At 68.5% G+C, this 20,067-nt stretch carries 19 protein-coding genes; 8 read left to right on the forward strand and 11 right to left on the reverse strand.

Annotated elements, in window-relative coordinates:
- Positions 1-64: 64 nt before the first annotated feature.
- Entirely contained in the window at positions 65-568 is a 504-nt protein-coding gene (locus DJ81_RS14160; RefSeq protein ID WP_094590227.1) for a winged helix-turn-helix transcriptional regulator, read from the reverse strand.
- 122 nt (positions 569-690) lie between these two features.
- On the opposite strand from DJ81_RS14160, the gene DJ81_RS14165 reads away from it, so the two are divergent.
- A complete protein-coding gene (locus DJ81_RS14165; RefSeq protein ID WP_241881518.1) occupies positions 691-1,059 on the forward strand; it encodes a hypothetical protein in 369 nt (122 codons plus the stop codon).
- Between the two features lie 25 nt (positions 1,060-1,084).
- On the opposite strand, the gene DJ81_RS14170 is transcribed toward DJ81_RS14165, so the two are convergent.
- The 3 genes from DJ81_RS14170 to DJ81_RS14180 are packed head-to-tail and all read right to left on the reverse strand — an operon-like array spanning position 1,085 to position 4,816.
- The gene (locus DJ81_RS14170; RefSeq protein WP_094590229.1) at positions 1,085-1,948 is read right to left on the reverse strand and encodes an ABC transporter permease subunit; all 864 of its coding nucleotides are present in this window, start codon (positions 1,946-1,948) and stop codon (positions 1,085-1,087) included.
- The gene (locus tag DJ81_RS14175; RefSeq protein WP_094590231.1) at positions 1,945-2,760 is read right to left on the reverse strand and encodes an ABC transporter ATP-binding protein; all 816 of its coding nucleotides are present in this window, start codon (positions 2,758-2,760) and stop codon (positions 1,945-1,947) included. Before DJ81_RS14175 ends, DJ81_RS14170 begins: the two co-directional genes overlap by 4 nt.
- Positions 2,753-4,816: a NosD domain-containing protein gene (locus DJ81_RS14180; RefSeq protein WP_094590233.1), complete on the reverse strand. Its 2,064-nt coding sequence runs from the start codon at positions 4,814-4,816 to the stop codon at positions 2,753-2,755. Before DJ81_RS14180 ends, DJ81_RS14175 begins: the two co-directional genes overlap by 8 nt.
- A 105-nt stretch (positions 4,817-4,921) precedes the next feature.
- Between DJ81_RS14180 and DJ81_RS14185 the strand changes: the two genes are divergently transcribed.
- Positions 4,922-5,491 (forward strand): nitrous oxide reductase accessory protein NosL, encoded by a 570-nt coding sequence (locus DJ81_RS14185; RefSeq protein WP_094590234.1) that lies wholly within the window; start codon positions 4,922-4,924, stop codon positions 5,489-5,491.
- A 19-nt stretch (positions 5,492-5,510) separates the two neighbouring features.
- Here DJ81_RS14185 and DJ81_RS14190 read toward each other — a convergent pair whose 3' ends face one another.
- Positions 5,511-6,623, reverse strand: a complete 1,113-nt coding sequence (locus tag DJ81_RS14190; protein WP_094590235.1) for a hypothetical protein — start codon at positions 6,621-6,623, stop codon at positions 5,511-5,513.
- Positions 6,624-6,904: 281 nt separating this feature from the next.
- On the opposite strand from DJ81_RS14190, the gene DJ81_RS14195 reads away from it, so the two are divergent.
- From DJ81_RS14195 to DJ81_RS18865, 3 genes are all read left to right on the forward strand, one after another.
- Positions 6,905-7,594 (forward strand): hypothetical protein, encoded by a 690-nt coding sequence (locus DJ81_RS14195; RefSeq protein ID WP_094590236.1) that lies wholly within the window; start codon positions 6,905-6,907, stop codon positions 7,592-7,594.
- A gap of 142 nt (positions 7,595-7,736) precedes the next feature.
- Positions 7,737-8,309 carry a hypothetical protein gene (locus DJ81_RS14200; RefSeq protein ID WP_094590238.1) on the forward strand — a complete coding sequence of 191 codons (573 nt, stop codon included), beginning with the start codon at positions 7,737-7,739 and terminating at the stop codon, positions 8,307-8,309.
- Positions 8,299-9,225 (forward strand): hypothetical protein, encoded by a 927-nt coding sequence (locus tag DJ81_RS18865; RefSeq protein WP_141212591.1) that lies wholly within the window; start codon positions 8,299-8,301, stop codon positions 9,223-9,225. The genes DJ81_RS14200 and DJ81_RS18865 overlap by 11 nt, the downstream gene beginning before the upstream one ends.
- Positions 9,226-9,248: 23 nt before the next feature.
- Here the strand turns inward: DJ81_RS18865 and DJ81_RS14205 are convergent, their stop codons facing one another.
- Complete coding sequence (locus DJ81_RS14205; RefSeq protein WP_094590240.1) at positions 9,249-10,397, reverse strand: signal peptidase I; 1,149 nt, start codon at positions 10,395-10,397, stop codon at positions 9,249-9,251.
- A gap of 183 nt (positions 10,398-10,580) precedes the next feature.
- Entirely contained in the window at positions 10,581-13,799 is a 3,219-nt protein-coding gene (carB, locus tag DJ81_RS14210) for a carbamoyl-phosphate synthase large subunit (RefSeq protein ID WP_094590242.1), read from the reverse strand.
- A gap of 158 nt (positions 13,800-13,957) precedes the next feature.
- Between carB and DJ81_RS14215 the strand changes: the two genes are divergently transcribed.
- The gene (locus DJ81_RS14215; RefSeq protein ID WP_094590244.1) at positions 13,958-14,995 is read left to right on the forward strand and encodes a S66 peptidase family protein; all 1,038 of its coding nucleotides are present in this window, start codon (positions 13,958-13,960) and stop codon (positions 14,993-14,995) included.
- 73 nt (positions 14,996-15,068) lie between these two features.
- Here DJ81_RS14215 and DJ81_RS14220 read toward each other — a convergent pair whose 3' ends face one another.
- From DJ81_RS14220 to DJ81_RS14235, 4 genes are all read right to left on the reverse strand, one after another.
- A complete protein-coding gene (locus DJ81_RS14220; RefSeq protein ID WP_094523756.1) occupies positions 15,069-15,284 on the reverse strand; it encodes a hypothetical protein in 216 nt (71 codons plus the stop codon).
- 145 nt (positions 15,285-15,429) lie between these two features.
- On the reverse strand, positions 15,430-15,963 hold the full coding sequence (locus tag DJ81_RS14225; protein ID WP_094523757.1) for a DUF5815 family protein: 534 nt from the start codon (positions 15,961-15,963) through the stop codon (positions 15,430-15,432).
- An 81-nt stretch (positions 15,964-16,044) separates the two neighbouring features.
- The gene (locus DJ81_RS14230; RefSeq protein WP_094590246.1) at positions 16,045-16,320 is read right to left on the reverse strand and encodes a hypothetical protein; all 276 of its coding nucleotides are present in this window, start codon (positions 16,318-16,320) and stop codon (positions 16,045-16,047) included.
- Between the two features lie 72 nt (positions 16,321-16,392).
- Positions 16,393-18,612 carry a CDC48 family AAA ATPase gene (locus DJ81_RS14235; protein WP_094527967.1) on the reverse strand — a complete coding sequence of 740 codons (2,220 nt, stop codon included), beginning with the start codon at positions 18,610-18,612 and terminating at the stop codon, positions 16,393-16,395.
- 229 nt (positions 18,613-18,841) lie between these two features.
- Between DJ81_RS14235 and DJ81_RS14240 the strand changes: the two genes are divergently transcribed.
- Together DJ81_RS14240 and larC are read left to right on the forward strand one after the other, a co-directional pair.
- Positions 18,842-19,030: a hypothetical protein gene (locus tag DJ81_RS14240; protein WP_094523760.1), complete on the forward strand. Its 189-nt coding sequence runs from the start codon at positions 18,842-18,844 to the stop codon at positions 19,028-19,030.
- Between the two features lie 82 nt (positions 19,031-19,112).
- On the forward strand, positions 19,113-20,067 hold a 955-nt coding region (gene larC / locus DJ81_RS14245), incomplete at its 3' end, for a LarC family nickel insertion protein (protein WP_141212592.1).

Genomic DNA, 20,067 nt, shown 5'->3' on the forward strand with positions numbered 1-20,067 from the left:
GGCCCGCGATCTACCGGCGGCGGGGAGCGCGGTCACGGCGTCGGACCGCGACCGCGAGGGCGGGCTACTCGAACAGGTCGTCGACGGTCCGGACGAACCGGTCCACGATCCGGTCCGGGAGCGATGCCGACACCTCGTCGAGGAGCGCCGCGGTCCGCTCGGGACGCGCGAGCGAGACGCGCACGGGCCGGTCGTCGGACTTCTCGACGATCCCTCTCTCGGCGAGGTTCGAGACGTGCCACGAGACGGTGCTCCGCGCGAGGTCCAACTCCGCCGCGAGCGTCGCCGGGCGGGTCGCCCCCTCGGCGTGGAGCCGAACGAGGATCTCGCGGGCGGTCTCGCGGCGGAGGAAGGCGACGGCCCGTCGCTCCCACGGGTCGAACGCCGGATCGAAGTAGTGGGCGCGGCCGCCGATCCGCTCCACGGCGACCTCGCCGTCCCGGACGAGCCGGCACAGGTGGTACTGCGCCTGCCCGGTGGCGATGTCGAGGTCGCGGCTCACCCGGTTGAAGTGGACGCCCGGCGTGTCGCGGACGTGTCGGCGAACCCGGACTCTGGTCTCCGGCATTGGTGCTCGCTTGGAGCTACCGGATCGGCACCTAAAACGAGCCCGCGCGTTCTCTCCGCGTGGGAGCGGCCGGGGGAGTATTCTTGTCGCTCGCCGCAGTAGACACCGAGAACGTGAGTCCGATTCTCGCGAGCCAGATTGCGAGCGCGACCGCGACTGCGAGCGCGACCGCCGGCGGATGGGGCGTCGAGGGTTCGCTGCCGCTGCTCGGCGTCGTGTTCGTCGCCGGCCTCGGAACGGGGCTGCTCTTCCTCGTGAGCCTCGTCGCCTACCGCCGCCGGCGGAGCGCCCAGTACGGCCTGATAAGCGTCGCGGTCGGCGCCCTCCTCGCCCGCTCGGTCGTGGGCGCGGGCACCGTCCTCGGCGTCGTCCCGATGCCGGTGCACCACTACGTCGAACACAGCCTGGACTTCCTCATCGCCGCGGTCGTCCTCTACGCGGTGTACGCGTACGCCCCGGGGTCGGTCGGGGACGACACGACCGCCGACTGATCGGCGGGCCGCTTCACGCGGCCGCTCAGTCCCCGATCTCGCGGCGAACGCGCTCGACCGCCGCGTCGACGCGCCGCCCGTAGGCGAGCGTGACGCCCGCGACGACGGCCCCGATGAGCGTCCACCCGACCAGCGACGCGACCGCCCGGCCGGTCGAGACGAACCCGCCCTCCGGCGCGAAGGCGACGCCGATCACGTGCTCGAAGACGAGCCCGCGGAACGCCCCGTTGGGAGCGAGCGCGATCGACGCGGGGACCGTCGTCGGTGATGCCCCGGCGGCGAGCGATCGGAGCAGGACGAGGTCGCCGCCGAGCACGCCCGCCACCAAGGCGAGGCTCCCGAGCGCGATCGCGCTGCGGCGGCTCGCGGCGAGCGCGGAGACGGCCGCCGCGAGCGACACGTACGCCGCGCCGAGGAGGAGGACGAACGCGAGGAACCGCAGGTACAGCAGCGGCGAGTCGACGCCGGTGTGGGTCGCGAAGATCCCCGTGTCCGGCGCGGCGGTCAGCCAGACGACGGCGCCGATAGCCGCGTACGGGACGCCGACCGCGGCGACGAGCGCGACCAGCCGCGCGAGCAACACCCCCGCGACGTACTCGCCGACGCGGACCGGGTACGTCCGGATCACCGCGAGCTCGCCGCTCGCGGCATCGGTCAGCAGCGCGCGGTAGCCCAACACCACCGCGACCAGCGGGACCAGGGCCTCGGTCGGGAGGAGCAGGTCCACGACCGCCGGCACGAAGCCGGTCGCGCCGCCGCCACCGGCCGCGAGGAGGCCGCCGAGGGCCGCGAGGAGGCCGACCGCCAGCACGCCGTAGCCGGGAGTACGGACCACCGTCGCGATCTCGCGCCGGAACACGGTCGAGACTCCCGCGAGGCGGCCGCTCATCGGTCCGAGACCCCCGTGACGTGGACGTCCGGCTCCGCGTCCTCGTCGCCCTCGCCGTCGCTCCCCTCGCGCTCGCCGTCTCCCTCCGTCGCGTCGCCGGCGTCCGCGGCGCCCCGACTCGCGCCGGGCTCGCCGACCACGGCGCGGTAGAGTTCGCTCGCGTCGGCCGCGCCGTGCTCGTCGAGCAGTGGATCGAGGGGGCCCGCGGCGCCGACCCGTCCCCGACGCAGGATCACGATCCGGTCGGCGTGGGCGTCGACGAGGTCGAGGGCGTGCGACGAGACGACGACCCCGGTGTCGCCGTCGGCGCGGTTCGCGGCCGCGCGGAACGCGCGCTCGCGCATCCCGGGGTCGAGCCCGCTCGCCGGCTCGTCGAGGACCACGAGCGAGGGGTCCCCGAGGACCGCCTGCGCGATGCCCAACAGCCGACGCATGCCGCCCGAGAGCGCCTCGACGTGCCTGTCACCCGCGTCGCCGAGGCCGACGCGCTCCAGCGCCGCGTCCGGGTCGTCGCCGACGAGCCGCGCGTAGAACGCGAGCGTCTCGCGGGCGGTGAACCCGTCCCGGAACGGGACCCGCTGGGGGAGGTAGCCGATCGGCTTCGGCCCGGTCGCACCGGTGTACCGGACCTCGCCCGCGGTCGGCTCCGTCGCGCCGACGAGCACTCGCAGCAGCGTCGACTTCCCAGAGCCGTTCGGGCCGACGACGGCGGTGACGCCGGGCTCGACGTCGAGCGAAACGTCGTCGAGCACCCGGACGCCGCCGTACGTCCGCGCCGCCCCGGAGAGGCTCGCGACGAGGCCGTCAGACATCCGCCACCCCGCTCGTCGCGGCCCCGCGTTTCGTCGCGTTCGGTGCGTTCGTGTTCGTCCCGATCGCGTTCGACCCGGTCGCGTTTCTATCTCCCTCTCCGCCGCCGGACCGGGCGCGCCAGTCGGCGTGGACCGGTCCCGCGTCCGGGTCGAGCGCCGCCGCTACCCGGTCGGACGCGTACGGCTCCGTCGCCGGGGCGGGGTCGATGATGCTCCCCGAACGCGCGCCGGGGACCGTCCCGCGGAGGCGGTCGAGGAGGGCGACCGCCGGCGACTCGCGCACGGCGACTAGGGCGACCTCGCGGTGGAGCGCGCCGTCGACGGGCGAGGTGGGTCGATACGCGCGCTCGCCGGGGTCGTGGATCCCGACGTTCGCGCCCTCCCAGTAGTTCCCGCGGCCGCCGTCGGCCCAGACCCTGAGCGCGCCCGCCCCGGCGGCCGCGTGGTCCGCGTTGGCGACGAAGTCGTTCTCGACGACCCGACTCGACGGGACGACGGTGGTCGCGCGGGCCCCCAGCTCGTTGTTCGCGGCGACGTTGCGCTCGTACAGGGACCCGCGCGAGCTGGTCGAGAAGCCGAGTTCGTTGCCGACGAGGGTGTTGTACCCGATGTACGCCCTGGTCCCCGAGGCCTGGATCCCCGCGCTGGAGTTCCGGACGTCGTTGCCGACGATCGCGTTGCCCGAGGGGCGCGTCATCACCGTGACCCCGCCGAAGAGCTCGTCTCGGAAGGCGTTGTCGGCGATCAGCGCGTCGCTCGTGTACATGAGGTGGACGCCGTAGCGGTTGTCCGCGAACTCGGAGTTCCGGACGACGGAGTCGTCGGCGCGGTGGAGGTAGATCCCGTCGCGGCCGCCCGCGAACTCGCTGTCCGTCACCGTCACCCGCGACTGCATGCCAGTAATTCCCATGAACCCGTCCTGCCACTCCTCCGTCCCGTTGACGCGGAGGTCGCGGACCGCGGCGTCGGAGCCGTCCCGGAGGAGGATGCCGCTGGCGCTCGCCTCGATCGTCACGTCGTCGACGAACAGCCCGGGCGCGTCGATCGCGCGGATCCCCGCGTCGCCGTGGCCGTACCCGAGCTGGATGTTGGTGTCCCACGCCCCGCCCTCGGGGTCGCGGCCCGATCGCGCCGCATCCGGGTCGCGCGTTTCGTTCCCGCTGCCGTCGACCGCGACCCCGGTGATCGCCACGTCCGGCGCTCGCACCGTGATCACCGAGCCGTTCCCGTCGCCGCGTATGCGCGCGTCCTCCCCGGCGATCGTGACCGACTCGTTCACCGTCAGGGTCTCCTCGTAGGTGCCCGGCGGGACGGCGACGGTCGTGTTCGCCGGCGCGGCCGCGAGCGCCGCCCCGATCGTCGGCGCGTCCTCGCCGACGACGACGGAGACGGGTCGGTCGGCGCGCCGGTCGGCGGCCGCGATCCGCTGGTCGGCCGCCGTCCAGCGGTCGGGGGCCATCCCGCGCACCGCCGCCGCTGAGTCCGTGTCGAACGACCGGTCCCGGACCGCGCCCCAGTCGATCACCCGCCCGCCGTGGTCGGCTGTGAACGCCTCGGCGGCGGCTCGCTCGCGGAACGGGACGACCGTCTCCCCCGCCGGGCTCCGGGCGTCGCTCCCGACCACGTACACCGCCTCCGGCGCCGGCGTCCACTCGCCGGCCAGCTCCGCGTCGAACAGGCCGCGCTCGGTCGTCCCCGGCCGCGCGTCGTCGAACGTCTCGACGTAGGCGACGACCGGGTAGCCGAACTGCCGCTCCGCCCGGTCGTCCTCGAGCGCCGCCGCGAACGACTCGACGCCGTTGTAGCCGACGACGTACTGGAGCTGCGAGTAGAAGACCTGCGTCCGCGGAATCGTCGCCGATCCCGCCATCAGCGCGTCCGTCTCGGAGGAGAGGCCGAGCTCGACGACGTCGTCGTAGGCGACCGGCGACGGCGCCGCCGTCTCGGGATCGGCGACGAACGCCCCCGCTGTCGCCGCCGCGGCGGCGAGGACGAGCGCCGCGAGCGCCAGCCGGACCGGGAGCGACGGGTCGCCGAAGGGGTCGAATCTCGTCACGGTGACGTTTATTTCTCCCGGGGTTTATCCGATCTGGTTCGTTCCTCGAACGGGGGATTGAATCGGTCCAGAGGGTCTAAAACGATGGTTCAGCAACTGTTACGCATGGGAGACCACCAGCATCCGTCGACGTCGCGTCGGCGACTGCTCTCCGGAGTCGGCGCGGGGATCGCGCTCGCGGCCGCCGGCTGTCTCGGCGAAGAGAGCGCGTCGATCACGCCGATCTCGCTCGACGGGGAGCGCGCCTGCGACCAGTGCGGAATGATAATCGAGGACCACCCCGGGCCGGTCGGACAGGTCCACTTCGAGGACGACGAGCCCGAGGGCGGGCGACCGGGGCAGTTCTGCAGCAGCACCTGCACGTACACCTACCGGTTCGACGCCGAGGACGCCGGACGGACCCCGCTGGCGACGTTCCTCACCGACTACTCGCTCGTCGATCAAGAGGTGTTCGAGGAGGGCTCCGACGTCATGTTCTCCTCGCACGTCGAGAGCGAGGCGTTCTCGCGAACGACCGATCTCACCGTCGTCGCGCGTAGCGAGGTCGTCGGCGCGATGGGGCCGGAGCTGATCCCGTTCAGCGAGGAGGCGGACGTGACGGCGTTCGTCGATGAGTACGGCGGGGAGCCGATGCCGGCGACGGACGTCGAGCGATCGACGCTGGAAGCGCTGTGAGAACCGTGGCCGGAGGCGATTAACGGCGCTCTGTGAGGTCCGGAAGGCCGCGTGCCCCGGACACGGTGCCGACGATCGCCGAGAACGCCAGCGTCGCGACGAGCCGCGTGATCCCGGTGATTCCGGCGTTGGACAAGACGCCCGCCACCAGCACGGTGAGCGCTATCACGGCAACCGTGATCACCGCCTCTCGGGCGAGGACGTTCCGCACGCGCTCCCTGCGGTTCGACCGCTCCGTCTTCAGCGCCGGGAGCACGTCCCTGATCCGGGTCTGGACGAGGTAGTTCGTGAGCCCCGCGAGGAAGCCCGCGAACAGCGACCACGCGACGGGCACCCCGTTGAACCGGATGCCGGCGGGCTCGGCCGTCGGCCCCTCGTCGTCAGCGCCGGAGGCCTGGTCGGCGGAGCCGCCGGATTCCGCGTCGGAGTCGCCGTCGACCGATCCGACCGGCCCGTCAGCGTCGTCGCCACCGGTCTCGCCGTCGGCGTCCCCCGTCCCGGTGTCGCCGCCGGCGGTTCCGCTCCCGTCCGTCCCACCGTCACCTGTTCCATCGTCACCGGTCCCGCCGTCACTACCGGTCCCGCCGTCACTACCGGTCCCGCCGTCACCGGCCCCACCGCCATCCGCTCCACCGTCATCCGGACTCGTCTCGGATCCCGACCCGTCCTCTGGGACGTCGACGGTGAAACGCACGATCTCCGCGTAGCTCCCGACCGTCGGCGGGACGGTCGCGCCGAGCGTGACGGACGAGTTCGGTCGCAACGTGAGCTCGCCGCCCGTCACGCGCTCGCCGGTGTCCATCCGGTACAGCGTCACCCGGTCCGTCTCGGTTTCGATCCGGACGGTCGTGGCGTTCTCCCCGGTCTTGTCGCCCTCGTAGCCGGCGAACCCGACGAGAAACAGGTCGTCGACGCTCGTCCGCGCGTCCGGCGGGACCGATCCGAAGCGGAGCCGCAGCTCGCCGGCGTCGTCGTACGCGACGTACCTGTCGGCGTTCTCGCTGTCGGCGGGCGACAGGTAGACGCCGGAGTCCGTCGCGACCTCGTCGCCGTCGGTAAACGAGGCCCCGGTCGCGGCTCCGCCCCCGAGCAGCACGACGACCACGGCGAGCGCGACGATGGCGCGGTTCATGTTCCCACCGAGTTCGTCGTCCGGGTCGGGTCTCGCCGCGCGACGACAGGGCCGAGGCTACTCGGCATCGTCGCTATCGTCGGCATCGGCGCGGCCCGTACGCTCACGGTAGGGCCCATGCCACCGACGGTGTTAGTAGTGAACCGCGTTAGGCGTTTCAGCGTCGCGTTGAATCGTCTAACTGCGGGCGTTACGGCGGGAAATCGTCTTCAATGACGGCCTAAAACCCGCTAACGCGGCCTAATAGTAAGTGGGTATCCGACCAAGCAGATGACGTAACAATGAAGCTGAATCGCAGAAGCGTGTTGGGGGCCATCGGGATGATCGGCGTCGGAACTGGTGCGGCGTTCGGGTCGGGAGCGTTCACCACGGTCGAAGCGCAGCGCGCGGTGGAAGTGAACGTAATCGGTAGTAGCTACATCAGCGATGGGGTCATAGACCTGAATGATAATCCGTCTTCTGAGCCTATTGGGGAACAGATTGGTGAAGAAGATGTGGCTGACATCGAAGACGATATCGCGAACGCTATACTCGGTGAATCTGGCACCGCCGACGTCCTCGTGAACACCGAATCGAGTAATGTCACTGTAAAGGGAAATGGTAGTGATGGCAATACTTACGATGGCCGGTCGCTGTTCCCTGTGTTTGACGACACGTACGACACAGTCGATAGAAATTACGTGAGCCTCGTCGCCAACGATGTCACAATCGTATTCGGACCGGAGGGAAGGGAACTGCCGCAGAACGCAAGTATCGAAGAGTCTGATCTCTTTGGAATTGTTCGAAACGGCCAGGTCAAGGTCTCGTTCTCGAAGAATAATACTGACAACGGGCTACTCACTGGGATCGGTAGCGGGAACGTCAGTGAGTATTCCAAGAACAGTTCAGCTAATGTGACCGAAGTCGGTAGCATCAAGACCGGAACCGCTAGTAAGGAGACAGAGGACCTGATAATCACCATCGGAGAATAGGAGAACTGGAACCAGTTCGTTACCGCGAGCGAGCCGCTTCAGGTGTGGGAGAGTTTTTATGTCTAGGGGTATATATTTTATACATAATGAGTAGCTCGTTAGTCGATAGAAGTTGGTATAATACGGCATTATTGTGTGGCTAATGAGTCTCGATCAGAGTACTATCAAATCATCTACGAAAGATTATATTTCAAAGAACGAAATTTACGATATTTTAAGTAACCCGCGAAGACGATACGCCCTCCACGCGATAAATAACGAGGACGGCACCACAGAGCTCTCGGACGTCGCCGAGCAGGTCGCGGCGTGGGAGAACGACAAATCGGTCTCCGAGATCACCTCCAGCGAGCGGCACCTCGCGTACAGTTCGATACAGCAGAACCACATCCCGAAGTTAGAGCGCGCGGGCATCATCACCCACGACAGCGGGACGATCGAACTGACCGAAGAGGCGCAGGACCTCGACGTGTACGTCGACGTCGTGCCCGGGGACTCGATCCCGTGGGCCGAGTACTACCTCGGTCTCGGTGCTGTCTCGCTCGGCCTCGTCGCCGCCGTCTGGGCCGGCGTCTTTCCGGAATCGGTGCCGAGCCTCGCGTGGGCGGCGGTAATCGCGGTGTTGTTCACCGCCTCCGCGGCGTTCCACGTGTTCCAGAACCGGGAGATGAACCTCGGCAGCGACGGGAAGCCGCCGGAGCTCAGAGATGGGCGATAACAAGAAGTGGACGCGACGGGCCGCCGTCGGCTCCCTCGCCAGCGGCGGCGGACTCCTGCTGTTCGGGACCGGCGGATCGACGCAGATCTCCGCGTATCGAGACGTCGAGGTTAACGCGGGTGGTGATGACGCGGTGTTGCAGTTCAGTGATAACTCCTCAGACACGACAATCGGGCTCAACAGTTCGGTCAGCGTATACCAGATAACGGACAACGCCGAGGCATTCGACTCGAACGATATCAACGTTACCGCGAGCATCGATGGAACAGAGGAGCCAATCGACGCAAGCATTATCGGCGATGGAAATCCGTTTGACGTGAAAGTGGAGTGCTCTGACGAGACGAGCAGACTTGTCGGGAAACGTACAATAAAATTGGAGTTTACGGCCGTTTCTAAGACAGAAAATTTCATTATTAGCGCATCACGCGATACCTCCTCAGTTGAGTTTGATTGCTACGATTACGGGGCTACAAACAATTACAGGGATAGGGATAAGGGTAATGCAAACCTCCCGAATGATCCTGTGGGGACTATCAGTCAACCCGAGAACGTGAACAGAGGTGTCGATGACTACGCGAAAATTTCATCGGGGTCTTCGGTCAAATCGAAAGTCGGGTATGCTCTGCCACCCGTCTCCTTCAACGGCCCATACGAGTTATTAGTTGAAGTGGGCAATAGGGGAGGAAATTGGTCGGCGTATTTGGCTGCTCCTAGGGATGGCGAGAGTAACAAGCTAACAAGCACCCAAGGTAACAACGCAATGTTGGGCAAAAACGGAACGACGATAATTGAGTTTGATACATCTGCGGATATTAAAAAATATAAGGACGAACTATATATCATTTTTGAAGCGACCGACAGCAGTAACCAATCAATACAGATTGATTACTTCGAATTAAGAGCTCAATCTCAGTAGAGTATTGAAATGGCTTTCATACACTATTTAAACAACCGCCGAAGTTGAACGCTGAGCGACGCGCCGCGTCTCGGCTCTCGAACTCGCTTCGATCCCGATCCGACGAGCGCCCCCAGCAGCGTGGCGATGCTCCCGAGCACTAACAGATTGAACGCTCCCACCGCGACGGCCGGATGGATCGAGTGGAGCCGGAGGATCACGGCGGGCGGAACCACGAGGAAGTACCGGTGTTCGGAGACCGCGACCGTCGCGCGTTCTCCGGGTCCCGGGGCGGTCGTCGACAGCGTCGCCGTCGCCGACTCCCCCCGCGGAACGGCCAACTGATTCCGGTCGAACTCGCTCTCCGGATGGCTCGTTTCGAGCACGACGAGCATCGTGATGAGCCCGTTGTTCTCCGCGGTGAACCCGTTCTCGACCTGCCCGCCGGGAGCCGTGCCCGCCGGGAGGTCGTCGCCGTCGACGGTCACGTGATGCGTGCCGCTGGGCGCGATCATCGCCGCGTTGGCCGGAATGAGTATCAACAGCGCCAGGAGGAGCGCGACCCAGCGAGCGTCGAGCCCGTCGTCGCCCCGCGACCGGTCGCGGCTCCGCGTCCGCCGCCCGCTGTTCCGGAGGTCGTCGACGAGGACGACGAGGAACAGCGCGAGTCCGACGGAGATGAACAGCCCTGTGAGCCCGCGTTGGTCCGGCGACCAGTCGAGACCGACCGCCGTCGCGAGCCCGACGACGGCGCCCGTCGCCGCCTCTCGGAGCCCCGTGATCGCGGTCCCGAGTCCCGGGACCCGCACCACGTCGCCGTTCACCTGCAGCGCCGTCGCGACGATCCGGTCGTCGGTGACGGGCGGTTCGTCGCCGTCCTGGTCCCGAAACGGGTTGTTGTCGCCCTTCGTCAGGTAGCCGTCCGGAGTCGTCCCCACGACGCGGTGCGTCGTCGTTCCGCCGCCGTCGAGTTCGAGCGCCTCGAAGACGACGACGTCGCCCTCGTCGACGGGGCCGGACACCGCCGCCGGCACGGCGACGAACCCGTCCCCGGCCTCCAGCGTCGGCGCCATGCTTCCGGAGGTGACGTATCCCAGAAACACCGGCTGTCCGGCGAGCTGACCGACGACGAGCGCGATGACGACGAGCACGGCGAGGACGGCGAACGCGTCTCTCGCCGCCTCCCGTGACATGTAGGTATGAACACGGCGTCGGGACTTAAAACATCGAACGCGATTCGGTGACGCGAGACCCGCTCTCAAGCCGCGTCCCGCGACCGGTCGACGTCCGGTCATCGCGAATCAGTACGTTCGGCGCGGGCGGAATCGTTCGGTGGAACCGGGCAGCGCAGATAGCGCCGGGGAGCCGGTCCGTCTCTACTCGCTCGCGCCCCAGCTCTCGACGCGCTTCGGCCGGTCGGAGACGGCCATCACGTCGAGGTCGTCGTCGGCGTGCGCGATCGCTTCCAGCGCGGCCTTCGCCGAGGCGTGCGTCGAGAAGTAGGTGATCTCCTCTTCGACCGCCACTTCGAGCAGCTCGCGCTGCCGAGAGACGATGAGGTCGATCTCGCCGCGCTTCGCGGCCTCGATCAGGTCCGTCGCCGTCGAGAGCTCGAAGTGCTCGGCGTACCCCTCGACCAGCGCCTCGCCGGCCTCGGTGTCGGGGTCCGGGAACTCCTCCGCGGAGAGGTCGACGACGGCCGTGCCGGAGTCGGGGATCGGCTTGCCGGTGGAGTCCTGCGCCTTGTCGTACGCCTTGCCGAACGACCGGGCCGTGCCCATCACTTCGCCGGTCGACTTCATCTCGGGGCCGAGCCGCGGGTCCGAGCCCGGCAGGCGGTCGAACGGCAGGACGACCTCCTTCACGCTGCGGTGTTCGGGGATCTGCTCGTCGGCGTCGAGGTCGGCGAGCGTCAGGTCGTCCGTCATCACCTTCGCGGCGAGCTTCGCGATCGGGACGCCCGTGGCCTTCGAGACGAACGGGACCGTCCGCGAGGAGCGCGGGTTCGCCTCCAGCACGTACACCTCGCTGTCGACGTCGTCGCCGACGCCCGTCACCGCGAGCTGGACGTTGAGCAGGCCGACCGTGTCGAGTGCGCGGGCGATGTCCTCGGTGACCTCGCGGACCCGCGCCATCGTCTCCTCGTCGAGCGAGCGCGGCGGGATCATGCACGCGGAGTCGCCCGAGTGGACGCCCGCGCTCTCGACGTGCTCCATCACGCCGCCAAGGAGCACGTCCTCGCCGTCCGCCACGGCGTCGACGTCCAGTTCGACGGCGTCGTCGAGGAACTGGTCGATCAGGATCGGCTTATCGGGGGAGACCCGGACGGCCTCCTCGATGTACTCCTCGAGTTCCGGGTCGTCCTCGACGACCCGCATGGCGCGACCGCCGAGGACGTACGAGGGCCGGACGAGGACGGGGTAGCCGATGTCGTGGGCCAGCTCCAGCGCCTCCGCTTCGCTCGTCGCGGTGCCGCCCTTCGGCTGGGCGACTCCCATCTCGTCCATCAGGACGTTGAAGCGGTCGCGGTCCTCGGCGAGGTCCATCGCCTCGACGCTCGTCCCCATGATCTCGCAGTCGAGCCCGCGGCGTTCCAGCTCGGCTTCGAGCGGTTCGCCGATGTTCACGGACGTCTGTCCGCCGAACTGGACCATCACGCCGTCGGCGCCGGTCGCCTCGGCCACGTCGGCGACCTCCTCGGCGGATATCGGGTCGAAGAACAGCCCGTCGGAGGTGTCGTAGTCCGTCGACACGGTCTCGGGGTTGTTGTTGACGACGTGCGCCTCGATGCCGAGCTCGCGCAGCGCCTGGATCGCGTGGACCGAGCAGTAGTCGAACTCGACGCCCTGCCCGATGCGGATCGGGCCGCCGCCGACGACGACCACGCTGTCGACGCTCTTGTCGACGACGAGCTCGCCGGCCGCGGCGTCGCCCTTCAGCGGTCCGCGGTTGAACTCCGACTGACGGGCGGAGTAGTAGTACGGGGTCTCGGCGGCGAACTCGCCGGCGCAGGTGTCGACCTGTTTGTACGTCCGACCGGGGACGTCCTCCTCGACGGCATCGACGTCGACGCCGCCGGCGAGGGCGGCGATCTCGGCGTTCGTGTGGCCCGCGGTGGCCGCCTGCGCGAACTCGCCGTCCTGAGCGGCCTGCGCGGAGTCGCTGACGCGTTTGAACCGTTCGAGGTACCACGGCTTGATCCCGGTCAGCGCCTCCACGTCCGCGACCGTGTAGCCGCGGTCGAACGCCTCGAACATCGCGTACGGGCGGTCCGGGCTCGGGCGTTCGAGGTACTCGGTCTCCAGCGTGTCGTCGTCGACGGTCGCCCAGTCGACGGCGGGGTCGTACTCGGACGAGCGGAGCGACTTCAGGAGGCTCTCCTCGAAGTTCCGGCCGATCGCCATCGCCTCGCCGGTGGACTTCATCGCCGTGCCGAGCTCGAAGTCGACGTCGTCGAACCTGTCGATGGGCCAGCGCGGCACCTTCGTCACCACGTAGTCGATGGCTGGCTCGAAGGCTGCGGTCGTCTCGCCGGTGATCTCGTTGTCGATCTCGTGGAGGCGCTTGCCGAGCGCGACCTTGGCCGTCACGCGGGCGATCGGGTAGCCAGTCGCCTTCGACGCGAGCGCCGAGGAGCGGGAGACGCGCGGGTTCACTTCCACCACGCGGTACTCGCCGCCCGGCGTCCCGTCGTCGTGCCACGCGAACTGGATGTTACAGCCGCCCTGGATACCGAGGTCGCGGATGACTTCGAGCGCGGCGTCGCGCATCTCTTGATGCCCGTCGTCGGGGATCACCTGGGACGGGGTGACGACCGTCGATTCGCCGGTGTGGATCCCCATCGGGTCGATGTTCTCCATGTTGCAGATGATGATACAGGAGTCGTCGGCGTCCCGCATCACCTCGTACTCGAGCTCGACCCACCCCGCGATGGACTCCGTGATAAGCACCTCGCTGTTCCGCGAGAGGCGGAGCCCCTTGCGGACGCGCTCGACGAGCTTCTCGAAGTCGTCGACGACTCCGGAGCCCGAGCCGCCGAGCGTGTAGGTCGTGCGGGCGATGACGGGGAGCCCGCCGACCGCGTCGACCGCCTCCCGGACGCGCCCGCGGAACGCCTCCTCGTCGAAGTCGGTGACCGACTCGCCCTCGTCCAGCGAGATGGTCGTCGACTTGGGCACCGGCTGCCCGAGGCCCTCCATCCGCTGACGGAACAGGTCGCGGTCCTCCGTCGCGTAGATGGTGTCGAGCGGCGTCCCCATCACCTCGACGTCGTGTTCCTCCAAGATCCCCTCCTCGGCGAGCTCGGCGGTGACGTTGAGTCCGGTCTGGCCGCCGAGCCCGGCGATGACGCCGTCGGGCTCTTCGATCCTGATGACCTCGGCGATCGCCTCCGGCGTGATCGGCTCGATGTACACCCGGTCCGCGGTCTCCGGGTCGGTCATGATCGTCGCCGGGTTCGAGTTCACTAGCACGACGCGGGCCCCCTCCTCCTGGAGGGCGCGACACGCCTGTGCGCCGGAGTAGTCGAATTCCGCCGCCTGTCCGATCTGGATCGGCCCGCTACCGATGAGTAGAATGGTCCGGTCCTCGCTCATTATCGCGACGGAGTACGCTCATCGTAATAAGGCCGACGATAGAATACGAATCTCGCAGCGAGTTTGCGATTTTCGCAAGGTACGTCGAGACATAGCACGCGAGACGGTTTGGCACACGACCCGGTGACTTATGCCGACGTCGGACGCAAGCCGCCAGCATGTCGTTTACGACGCCCCCGCCGCTCGGGGACGACCAGGCGCTCGCGGTCGTGGCGCCCTCGCGGCCGGCCGAGGCGACGAAGCTCCGGATCGGCCGCGAACGACTCTCGGCCCTCGGCGTCGAGACGCGCGTGTTCCCGACCGCGGACCCCGATCGAGAGGAGCCGGCGTCGCCGGCGGCGCGCGCGGCCGACGTCGAGGACGCCTTCGCCGACCCGGAGATCGGCGCCGTGATGGCGTACACCGGCGGCGACGACCAGATTCGCGTCCTGCGGCACCTCGACGGCGACGCGCTCGCCGCGAATCCGACCCGCTTCTTCGGGTACAGCGACAACGACAACCTCCGGCTGTTCCTCTGGAACCGCGGGATCGTCAGCTACGGGCTCGGGATCCACCCGGACCTCGTCTGTGACCCAGAGCTACATCCCTACACCGAGCGGCACCTCCGGCGCGCGCTGTTCGAGGACTCCCTCGGCGCCGTCGAACCGGCAGACGAGTGGACCGACGACTGGTTCGACTTCGAGACGGGCGAGGCGCGCGCGTGGCGCGAGAACCCGGGGCCGACGACGTGGGTCGGTCCGGACGCCGATCCCGAGGACCCCGTCCGCGGCCGAGTGTGGGGCGGCTCCTTCGGGATCGTGAAGTGGCACCTCCAGGCGGGCCGATACCTGCCGGACCCCGAGCGGCTCGACGAGGCCGTCCTCGCGCTGGAGACCTCGGAGGACGTGCCCCCGCCGCGCGAGGTCGGCTACACCCTCCGCGCGATGGGCGAGCGCGGGCTCTTGGAGCGGTTCGACGGGGTCCTCGTCGGTCGTCCGCGGACGAACGCGCCGACCCTGGAGTGGGACCCGGACCCGAACGAGTACCCGGCGGAACTGGAGCGCGTCGTGACTCGCGAGGTGGAACGGTACGCCCCCGACGCGGCGGTCGGGTTCGGCTACGACTTCGGCCACACGGACCCGTCGTTCCCGCTCCCGATCGGCGCGGTCGCGACGCTCGACCCGACGGACGGCGCGCTCCGGTTCGGGCCGGATTGACTGCGGTCCCCTCGTTCGCCGGCGGGGGCGCCGCGACCTCGCCGCCGGGATCGCCCCGGCCGCACCGCCGCGGTCAGGTCTCCAGCCGGTACCGGTACGGGCGGTCCGAGATGACCTCGACCTCGCCGCGCTCGGCCCACCGGCCCAGCACGGTCGCGACGCGGTGCGGGCTGTCGATCTCCTCGCACTCGTCGGCGAGCGCGAGGATCTCCCGCGCCGTCAGCGGCTCGTCGGCCTCGGCGAGCACGCTGCGGATCCGGTCGTATCGGTCGTATTCGCCGCCGCTCATACGTCTCACGTACGGTAGGGCGACATATAGGCTTCAGTGAGACAGGAGTCGGACAACTGTCTGACACGAACGTCGAAACGGACGCTCACCGCGGATTCGGAGGGCTTCGGCCGTCTCGTCCCGTCCTCCTTTCACCCGTCGGCCGTCAGGCGTACGGGTCTTCGGCTTCCAAGTCGCGCTCGGCGCGGTACTGCTCGACGAACTCGGTCACGTCGAACTCGACCATCTCCGCTTCGAACGCCGAGAGCGCCTCGTCGTCGTCGGCGTGGCTCACGGCGTGTTCCATCAGTTCGACGACAAGTTCGACGACGATCTCGTGGAGCCGCCGGGAGTCGAAGTCGGCCACCCACGTCATCGCGTAGCCGACGTCCGCGTTCTCGCTGGCGTCGTACGCGACGACGGCCTCCGGGAACTCCTCTAGCACGACGCCGAGCAGGTGCGGCGTGTCGAACTCCGGCATCTCCTCGCTGGTCGTCTCGATCGCCTCGCGGAGGACCTCGACGAGGAAGTCGGGGAGGAAGCGCTCCGGTGGGTGCACGTCCATCACGACCGCGTGCGTCTCGCCGCAGTCGCACTCGAACTCGCGCATCCCGAGGTCCAGCTCGCCGGCCGCTATCGTCTGTCCGCAGGGCAGCTCCAGCGTGTTCTCGTCACCGCCCGGGACGCGCGGCTGGGACATGGCCCTGCTTGGTCGCTGTCGAGGTTAAAAGGAGCGGAACGAGACGCCAGACGGATCGGCATCAGGGAGGGAAACTGGCGGTTACTCGTGGTCGCTGTGGCCGGAGTCGAGATTTTCGTCCTCGTGGTCGGAGTCGAGATTTTCGTCCTCGTGGTCGGAGTCGAGATTTTCGTCCTCGTGGTCGGAGTCGTCCTCGTGGCCGCCCCCGTGCGTCTCTACTTCAGCCTCGACTTCGATCTCGATGCCGCCGGCCTCGTAGCTGGCTTCGACGAGTTCGGCGTCGTCGCGCTCGATCTCCAGCTCGTCGCTGTCCACCTCTACTTCGACCTCCACGTCGACGGTGACGTCTTCGGACATGATCGGACAGCGATACGCGCCCCGGACGCAAAAACGGTCGGCGCGGACGGACGGGTCAGGAGACCCCGTCGGCTACTGGAACCCGATCCGGCCGCCGGTGTCGCGGAGCGTCTCGCCGCCGCCGCCGAACTGCTTCTCGATCTCCTCGTAGTACGAGAGGATGTCGTCGTTGACGGTCGGCCGCACCGACTCCATGGCGCGCCGGAAGTGCTTCATCTCGACCTCCTCGGCGTCGTCGTCGTCGCGTAGCGCCTCGATGGCGGCCTCGCGGGCGATCCCCTCGAGGTCGGAGCCGACGTAGCCGTCCGTGATCTCCGCGACCTCGCGGAGGCTCACGTCGGGCGCGAGCGGCGTGTCCTGCGTGTGGATGTCGAGGATCTGTTCGCGGCCCTCCTGGTCCGGCTGGCCGATCATCACGAGCCGGTCGAACCGGCCAGAGCGAAGCAGCGCGGGGTCGATCATGTCGGGGCGGTTCGTGGCCCCGATCACCATCACGTCGCCCATGTCCTCCAGCCCGTCGAGCTCGGTGAGCAGCTGGTTGACGACGCGCTCGGAGACGTTGTTCCCCATCTCCTGGCCGCGAGAGGGCGCGAGGCTGTCGAGCTCGTCGAAGAAGATGATCGTCGGGCTCACCTGCCGGGCCTTCCGGAAGGTCTGCCGGATCGCCTTCTCCGACTCGCCGACCCACTTCGAGAGCAGCTGCGGCCCCCGAACCGAGATGAAGTTCGCGTTCGTCTCGTTGGCGACGGCCTTCGCCATCAGCGTCTTCCCGGTGCCGGGCGGGCCGTACAGCAGGACGCCCTTCGGCGCGTCGACGCCCATCCGGTCGAACTTCTCCGGCGAGGTGAGCGGCCACTCCACCGACTCCTGGACCTGCTCTTTGGCCTCGCTGAGCCCGCCGACGTCGTCCCACGATATCTTCGGGAGCTCGACGAGCACCTCGCGCATCGCCGACGGCTCCACCTCCGTGAGCGCGCCGGAGAAGTCGTCGCGCTTGACGATCATCCGGTCGATCAGGCTCGGCGGCACCTCCTCGTCGTCGAGGTCGATCTCGGGGAGGTAGCGCCGGAGCGCCTTCATCGCGGCCTCCTTCGTCAGGCTCTCGATGTCGGCGCCGACGAAGCCGTGCGTCTCGTCGGCGAGGTGGTCGAGGGAGACGTCGTCCGAGAGCGGCATTCCGCGGGTGTGGATCTGGAGGATCTCTTTGCGGCCCGTCTCGTCGGGGACGCCGATCTCGATCTCGCGGTCGAACCGGCCGGGGCGGCGGAGCGCCGGGTCGACGCTGTCCACGCGGTTGGTCGCCCCGATGACGACCACCTGCCCGCGCGTCTCGAGGCCGTCCATCATCGTGAGGAGCTGCGCGACGACGCGGCGCTCGACCTCGCCCGTCACGTCCTCGCGCTTGGGCGCGATCGAGTCGAGCTCGTCGATGAAGATGATGCTCGGGCTCTCCTCTTTCGCGTCCTCGAAGATCTCCCGGAGCTGCTGTTCGGACTCGCCGTAGTACTTCGAGATGATCTCCGGGCCGGCGATCGAGAAGAACGACGCCGACGTCTCGTTGGCGACGGCCTTCGCGAGCAGGGTCTTCCCCGTGCCCGGCGGACCGTGCAGGAGGACCCCCTGCGGCGGCTCGATCCCGAGCTTCGAGAAGATCTGCGGGTGTTTCATCGGCAGTTCGACCATCTCACGGACGCGCTGGATCTCTTTCTGCAGGCCGCCGATGTCCTCGTAGGTGATCCCGCCGCCCGTCTTCTCGAATCCGGAGATCGGCTCCTCGCGGAGCTCGACTTCGGTGTCCTCGGTGATCAGACAGACGCCGTCGGGCTCGGTCTCCACCGCGATCAGCGGGATCGCCTGCCCGGGCGACCGCATGAACGGGTGGTTCGTCGAGGACATCACCGGCACGATGTCGCGCTCGACGACCGGCCGCTTGAGGATCTGACGTTTCACCATGCCGGCGGCGTCGGAGCCGAATTGGACCGACGCCTCCTCCGGCGGGGCCAGCACGAGCTTGTCGGCCTTCTCCGCCTCGGCCTTCCGGATGGTCACGCGCTCGCCGATACCGACGTCGGCGTTCTGCCGCGTGAAGCCGTCGACGCGGACCGTGTCGGTGTTCCAGTCTTGGCGGTCGGCGCGCCAGACCTTCGCGGCGGTCGTCTCCGAGCCCTCGATCTCGATGATGTCGCCGGGCGAGAGCTTGAGGTGCAACAGCGTGTCGGGGTCGAGGCGGGCGATGCCGCGTCCCGAGTCGTTCGGGTACGCCTTCGCCACTTCGAGTTGGACTTCGTTCATGATTCCTCGCGGGGGTTACCCGTATCTCCATCCGGTTCGGGAATAAGCCTGTTGCCCCTGGCGGTGCCGCCGGCCGGTCCGGGAGAACCGGGGCCTGCGGCGGACTGTGTCATCATGTGCCATGGTACGGACCCCCGACGTAAAACGCCGTCGTAAGCGTGCGTTTTCGCCGTCGATCCGGAGGGGATCGCGACGGACGCTTTTTGACCGCTCGAACCGACGTTCGGGTGTGTTCGACTCGCTCTCGGGGCCGATGCGCTCGCTGCTCTCTCGGGTCGCGTTCCTCGCGGCCGGCGCGCTCGTCGGCCTCGGACTGTACGCGCTCGACGCCGGCGGCGTCCTCGTCGTCCCGCTCTCGGTGATCGGGGCGCTGGTGCTCGGCGAACTGTACCTGTTCGCGGCCGCCGAGGCCTCGTAGCGCCGCCGTCGCCGTCGACGACGGTCCCGACGTCCGGTCCCGGATCACGGGGTATATGTCCCGCGCTCGCCTCCGGTCCGCCATGCGAACGCTCGTCTTCGACGGCCGGACAGGCGCCGCCGGCGACATGATCTGCGCCGCGCTGATCGCGGCCGGCGCCGACCCCGACGCCCTCTCGCCCGTGACCGACAGGCTCCCGGTTCGGTACGAGGTCGGGGAGACGACGAACAAGGGGATCCGAGCGACGACGGTCGACGTGCTACTCGCGGAGTCGGGGGACGACGAGGGTCGCGACGGTGAGGTGCGCGACGCCGGCCGACCCGCAGAGAGCGGTCACGAGGTCGATCCCGAGAGTGACCACGATCACGGGGACGGTCACAGCCATACCCACGACCACGGGGACGGTCACAGCCATACCCACGACCACGGGGACGGTCACAGCCACACCCGCGATCATGGTCACGACCACGGGGACGACGACGAGGACGGCGATCGAAAACGCGCCCACGGCCACGCCGAAGGCGCCGGCGTCCACCGCAGCTACCCCGAGGTCGTCGCGCTCGTCGAGTCGATGGACCTCCCCGCGTCCGTCGAGTCGCTCGCGCTCGACGCCTTCGAGCGCCTCGGTCGCGCCGAGGCGTCGGTCCACGGCACCGACCTCGACGAGACGCACTTCCACGAGGTCGGCGCGGACGACGCGATCGCCGACGTGGTCGGGGCGGCGCTCCTCCTGAACGACCTCGACCCCGACCGCGTCCTCACCACGCCGGTCGCGACCGGCGGCGGCGAGGTCGAGATGAGCCACGGCGTCTACCCGGTCCCCGCGCCCGCGACGACCGAGATCGCGGCGGCCGCGGACTTCTCGGTGGTCGGCGGCCCCGTCGACCGCGAACTGCTCACGCCGACCGGGGCCGCGATACTGGCCGCCGTCGCCGAGGGCGTCGATCGGCTCCCACCGCTCGACGTGGACGCCGTCGGCTACGGGGCGGGCGACGCGACGCTCCCCGACCATCCGAACGTCCTCCGCGTCCTCGCCG

It is taken from the genome of Halorubrum sp. Hd13 (assembly GCF_002252755.1).
Classification (GTDB): Archaea; Halobacteriota; Halobacteria; order Halobacteriales; family Haloferacaceae; genus Halorubrum.

Bases quoted from the DNA above. Each gene is read 5' to 3' on its own strand.
- DJ81_RS14160 (WP_094590227.1), bottom strand. From the start codon at position 568: ATGCCGGAGACCAGAGTCCGGGTTCGCCGACACGTCCGCGACACGCCG.
- DJ81_RS14170 (WP_094590229.1), bottom strand. From the start codon at position 1,948: ATGAGCGGCCGCCTCGCGGGAGTCTCGACCGTGTTCCGGCGCGAGATC.
- DJ81_RS14175 (WP_094590231.1), bottom strand. From the start codon at position 2,760: ATGTCTGACGGCCTCGTCGCGAGCCTCTCCGGGGCGGCGCGGACGTAC.
- DJ81_RS14185 (WP_094590234.1), top strand. From the start codon at position 4,922: ATGGGAGACCACCAGCATCCGTCGACGTCGCGTCGGCGACTGCTCTCC.
- DJ81_RS14190 (WP_094590235.1), bottom strand. From the start codon at position 6,623: ATGAACCGCGCCATCGTCGCGCTCGCCGTGGTCGTCGTGCTGCTCGGG.
- DJ81_RS14195 (WP_094590236.1), top strand. From the start codon at position 6,905: ATGAAGCTGAATCGCAGAAGCGTGTTGGGGGCCATCGGGATGATCGGC.
- DJ81_RS14200 (WP_094590238.1), top strand. From the start codon at position 7,737: ATGAGTCTCGATCAGAGTACTATCAAATCATCTACGAAAGATTATATT.
- DJ81_RS18865 (WP_141212591.1), top strand. From the start codon at position 8,299: ATGGGCGATAACAAGAAGTGGACGCGACGGGCCGCCGTCGGCTCCCTC.
- DJ81_RS14205 (WP_094590240.1), bottom strand. From the start codon at position 10,397: ATGTCACGGGAGGCGGCGAGAGACGCGTTCGCCGTCCTCGCCGTGCTC.
- carB (WP_094590242.1), bottom strand. From the start codon at position 13,799: ATGAGCGAGGACCGGACCATTCTACTCATCGGTAGCGGGCCGATCCAG.
- DJ81_RS14215 (WP_094590244.1), top strand. From the start codon at position 13,958: ATGTCGTTTACGACGCCCCCGCCGCTCGGGGACGACCAGGCGCTCGCG.
- DJ81_RS14220 (WP_094523756.1), bottom strand. From the start codon at position 15,284: ATGAGCGGCGGCGAATACGACCGATACGACCGGATCCGCAGCGTGCTC.
- DJ81_RS14225 (WP_094523757.1), bottom strand. From the start codon at position 15,963: ATGTCCCAGCCGCGCGTCCCGGGCGGTGACGAGAACACGCTGGAGCTG.
- DJ81_RS14230 (WP_094590246.1), bottom strand. From the start codon at position 16,320: ATGTCCGAAGACGTCACCGTCGACGTGGAGGTCGAAGTAGAGGTGGAC.
- DJ81_RS14235 (WP_094527967.1), bottom strand. From the start codon at position 18,612: ATGAACGAAGTCCAACTCGAAGTGGCGAAGGCGTACCCGAACGACTCG.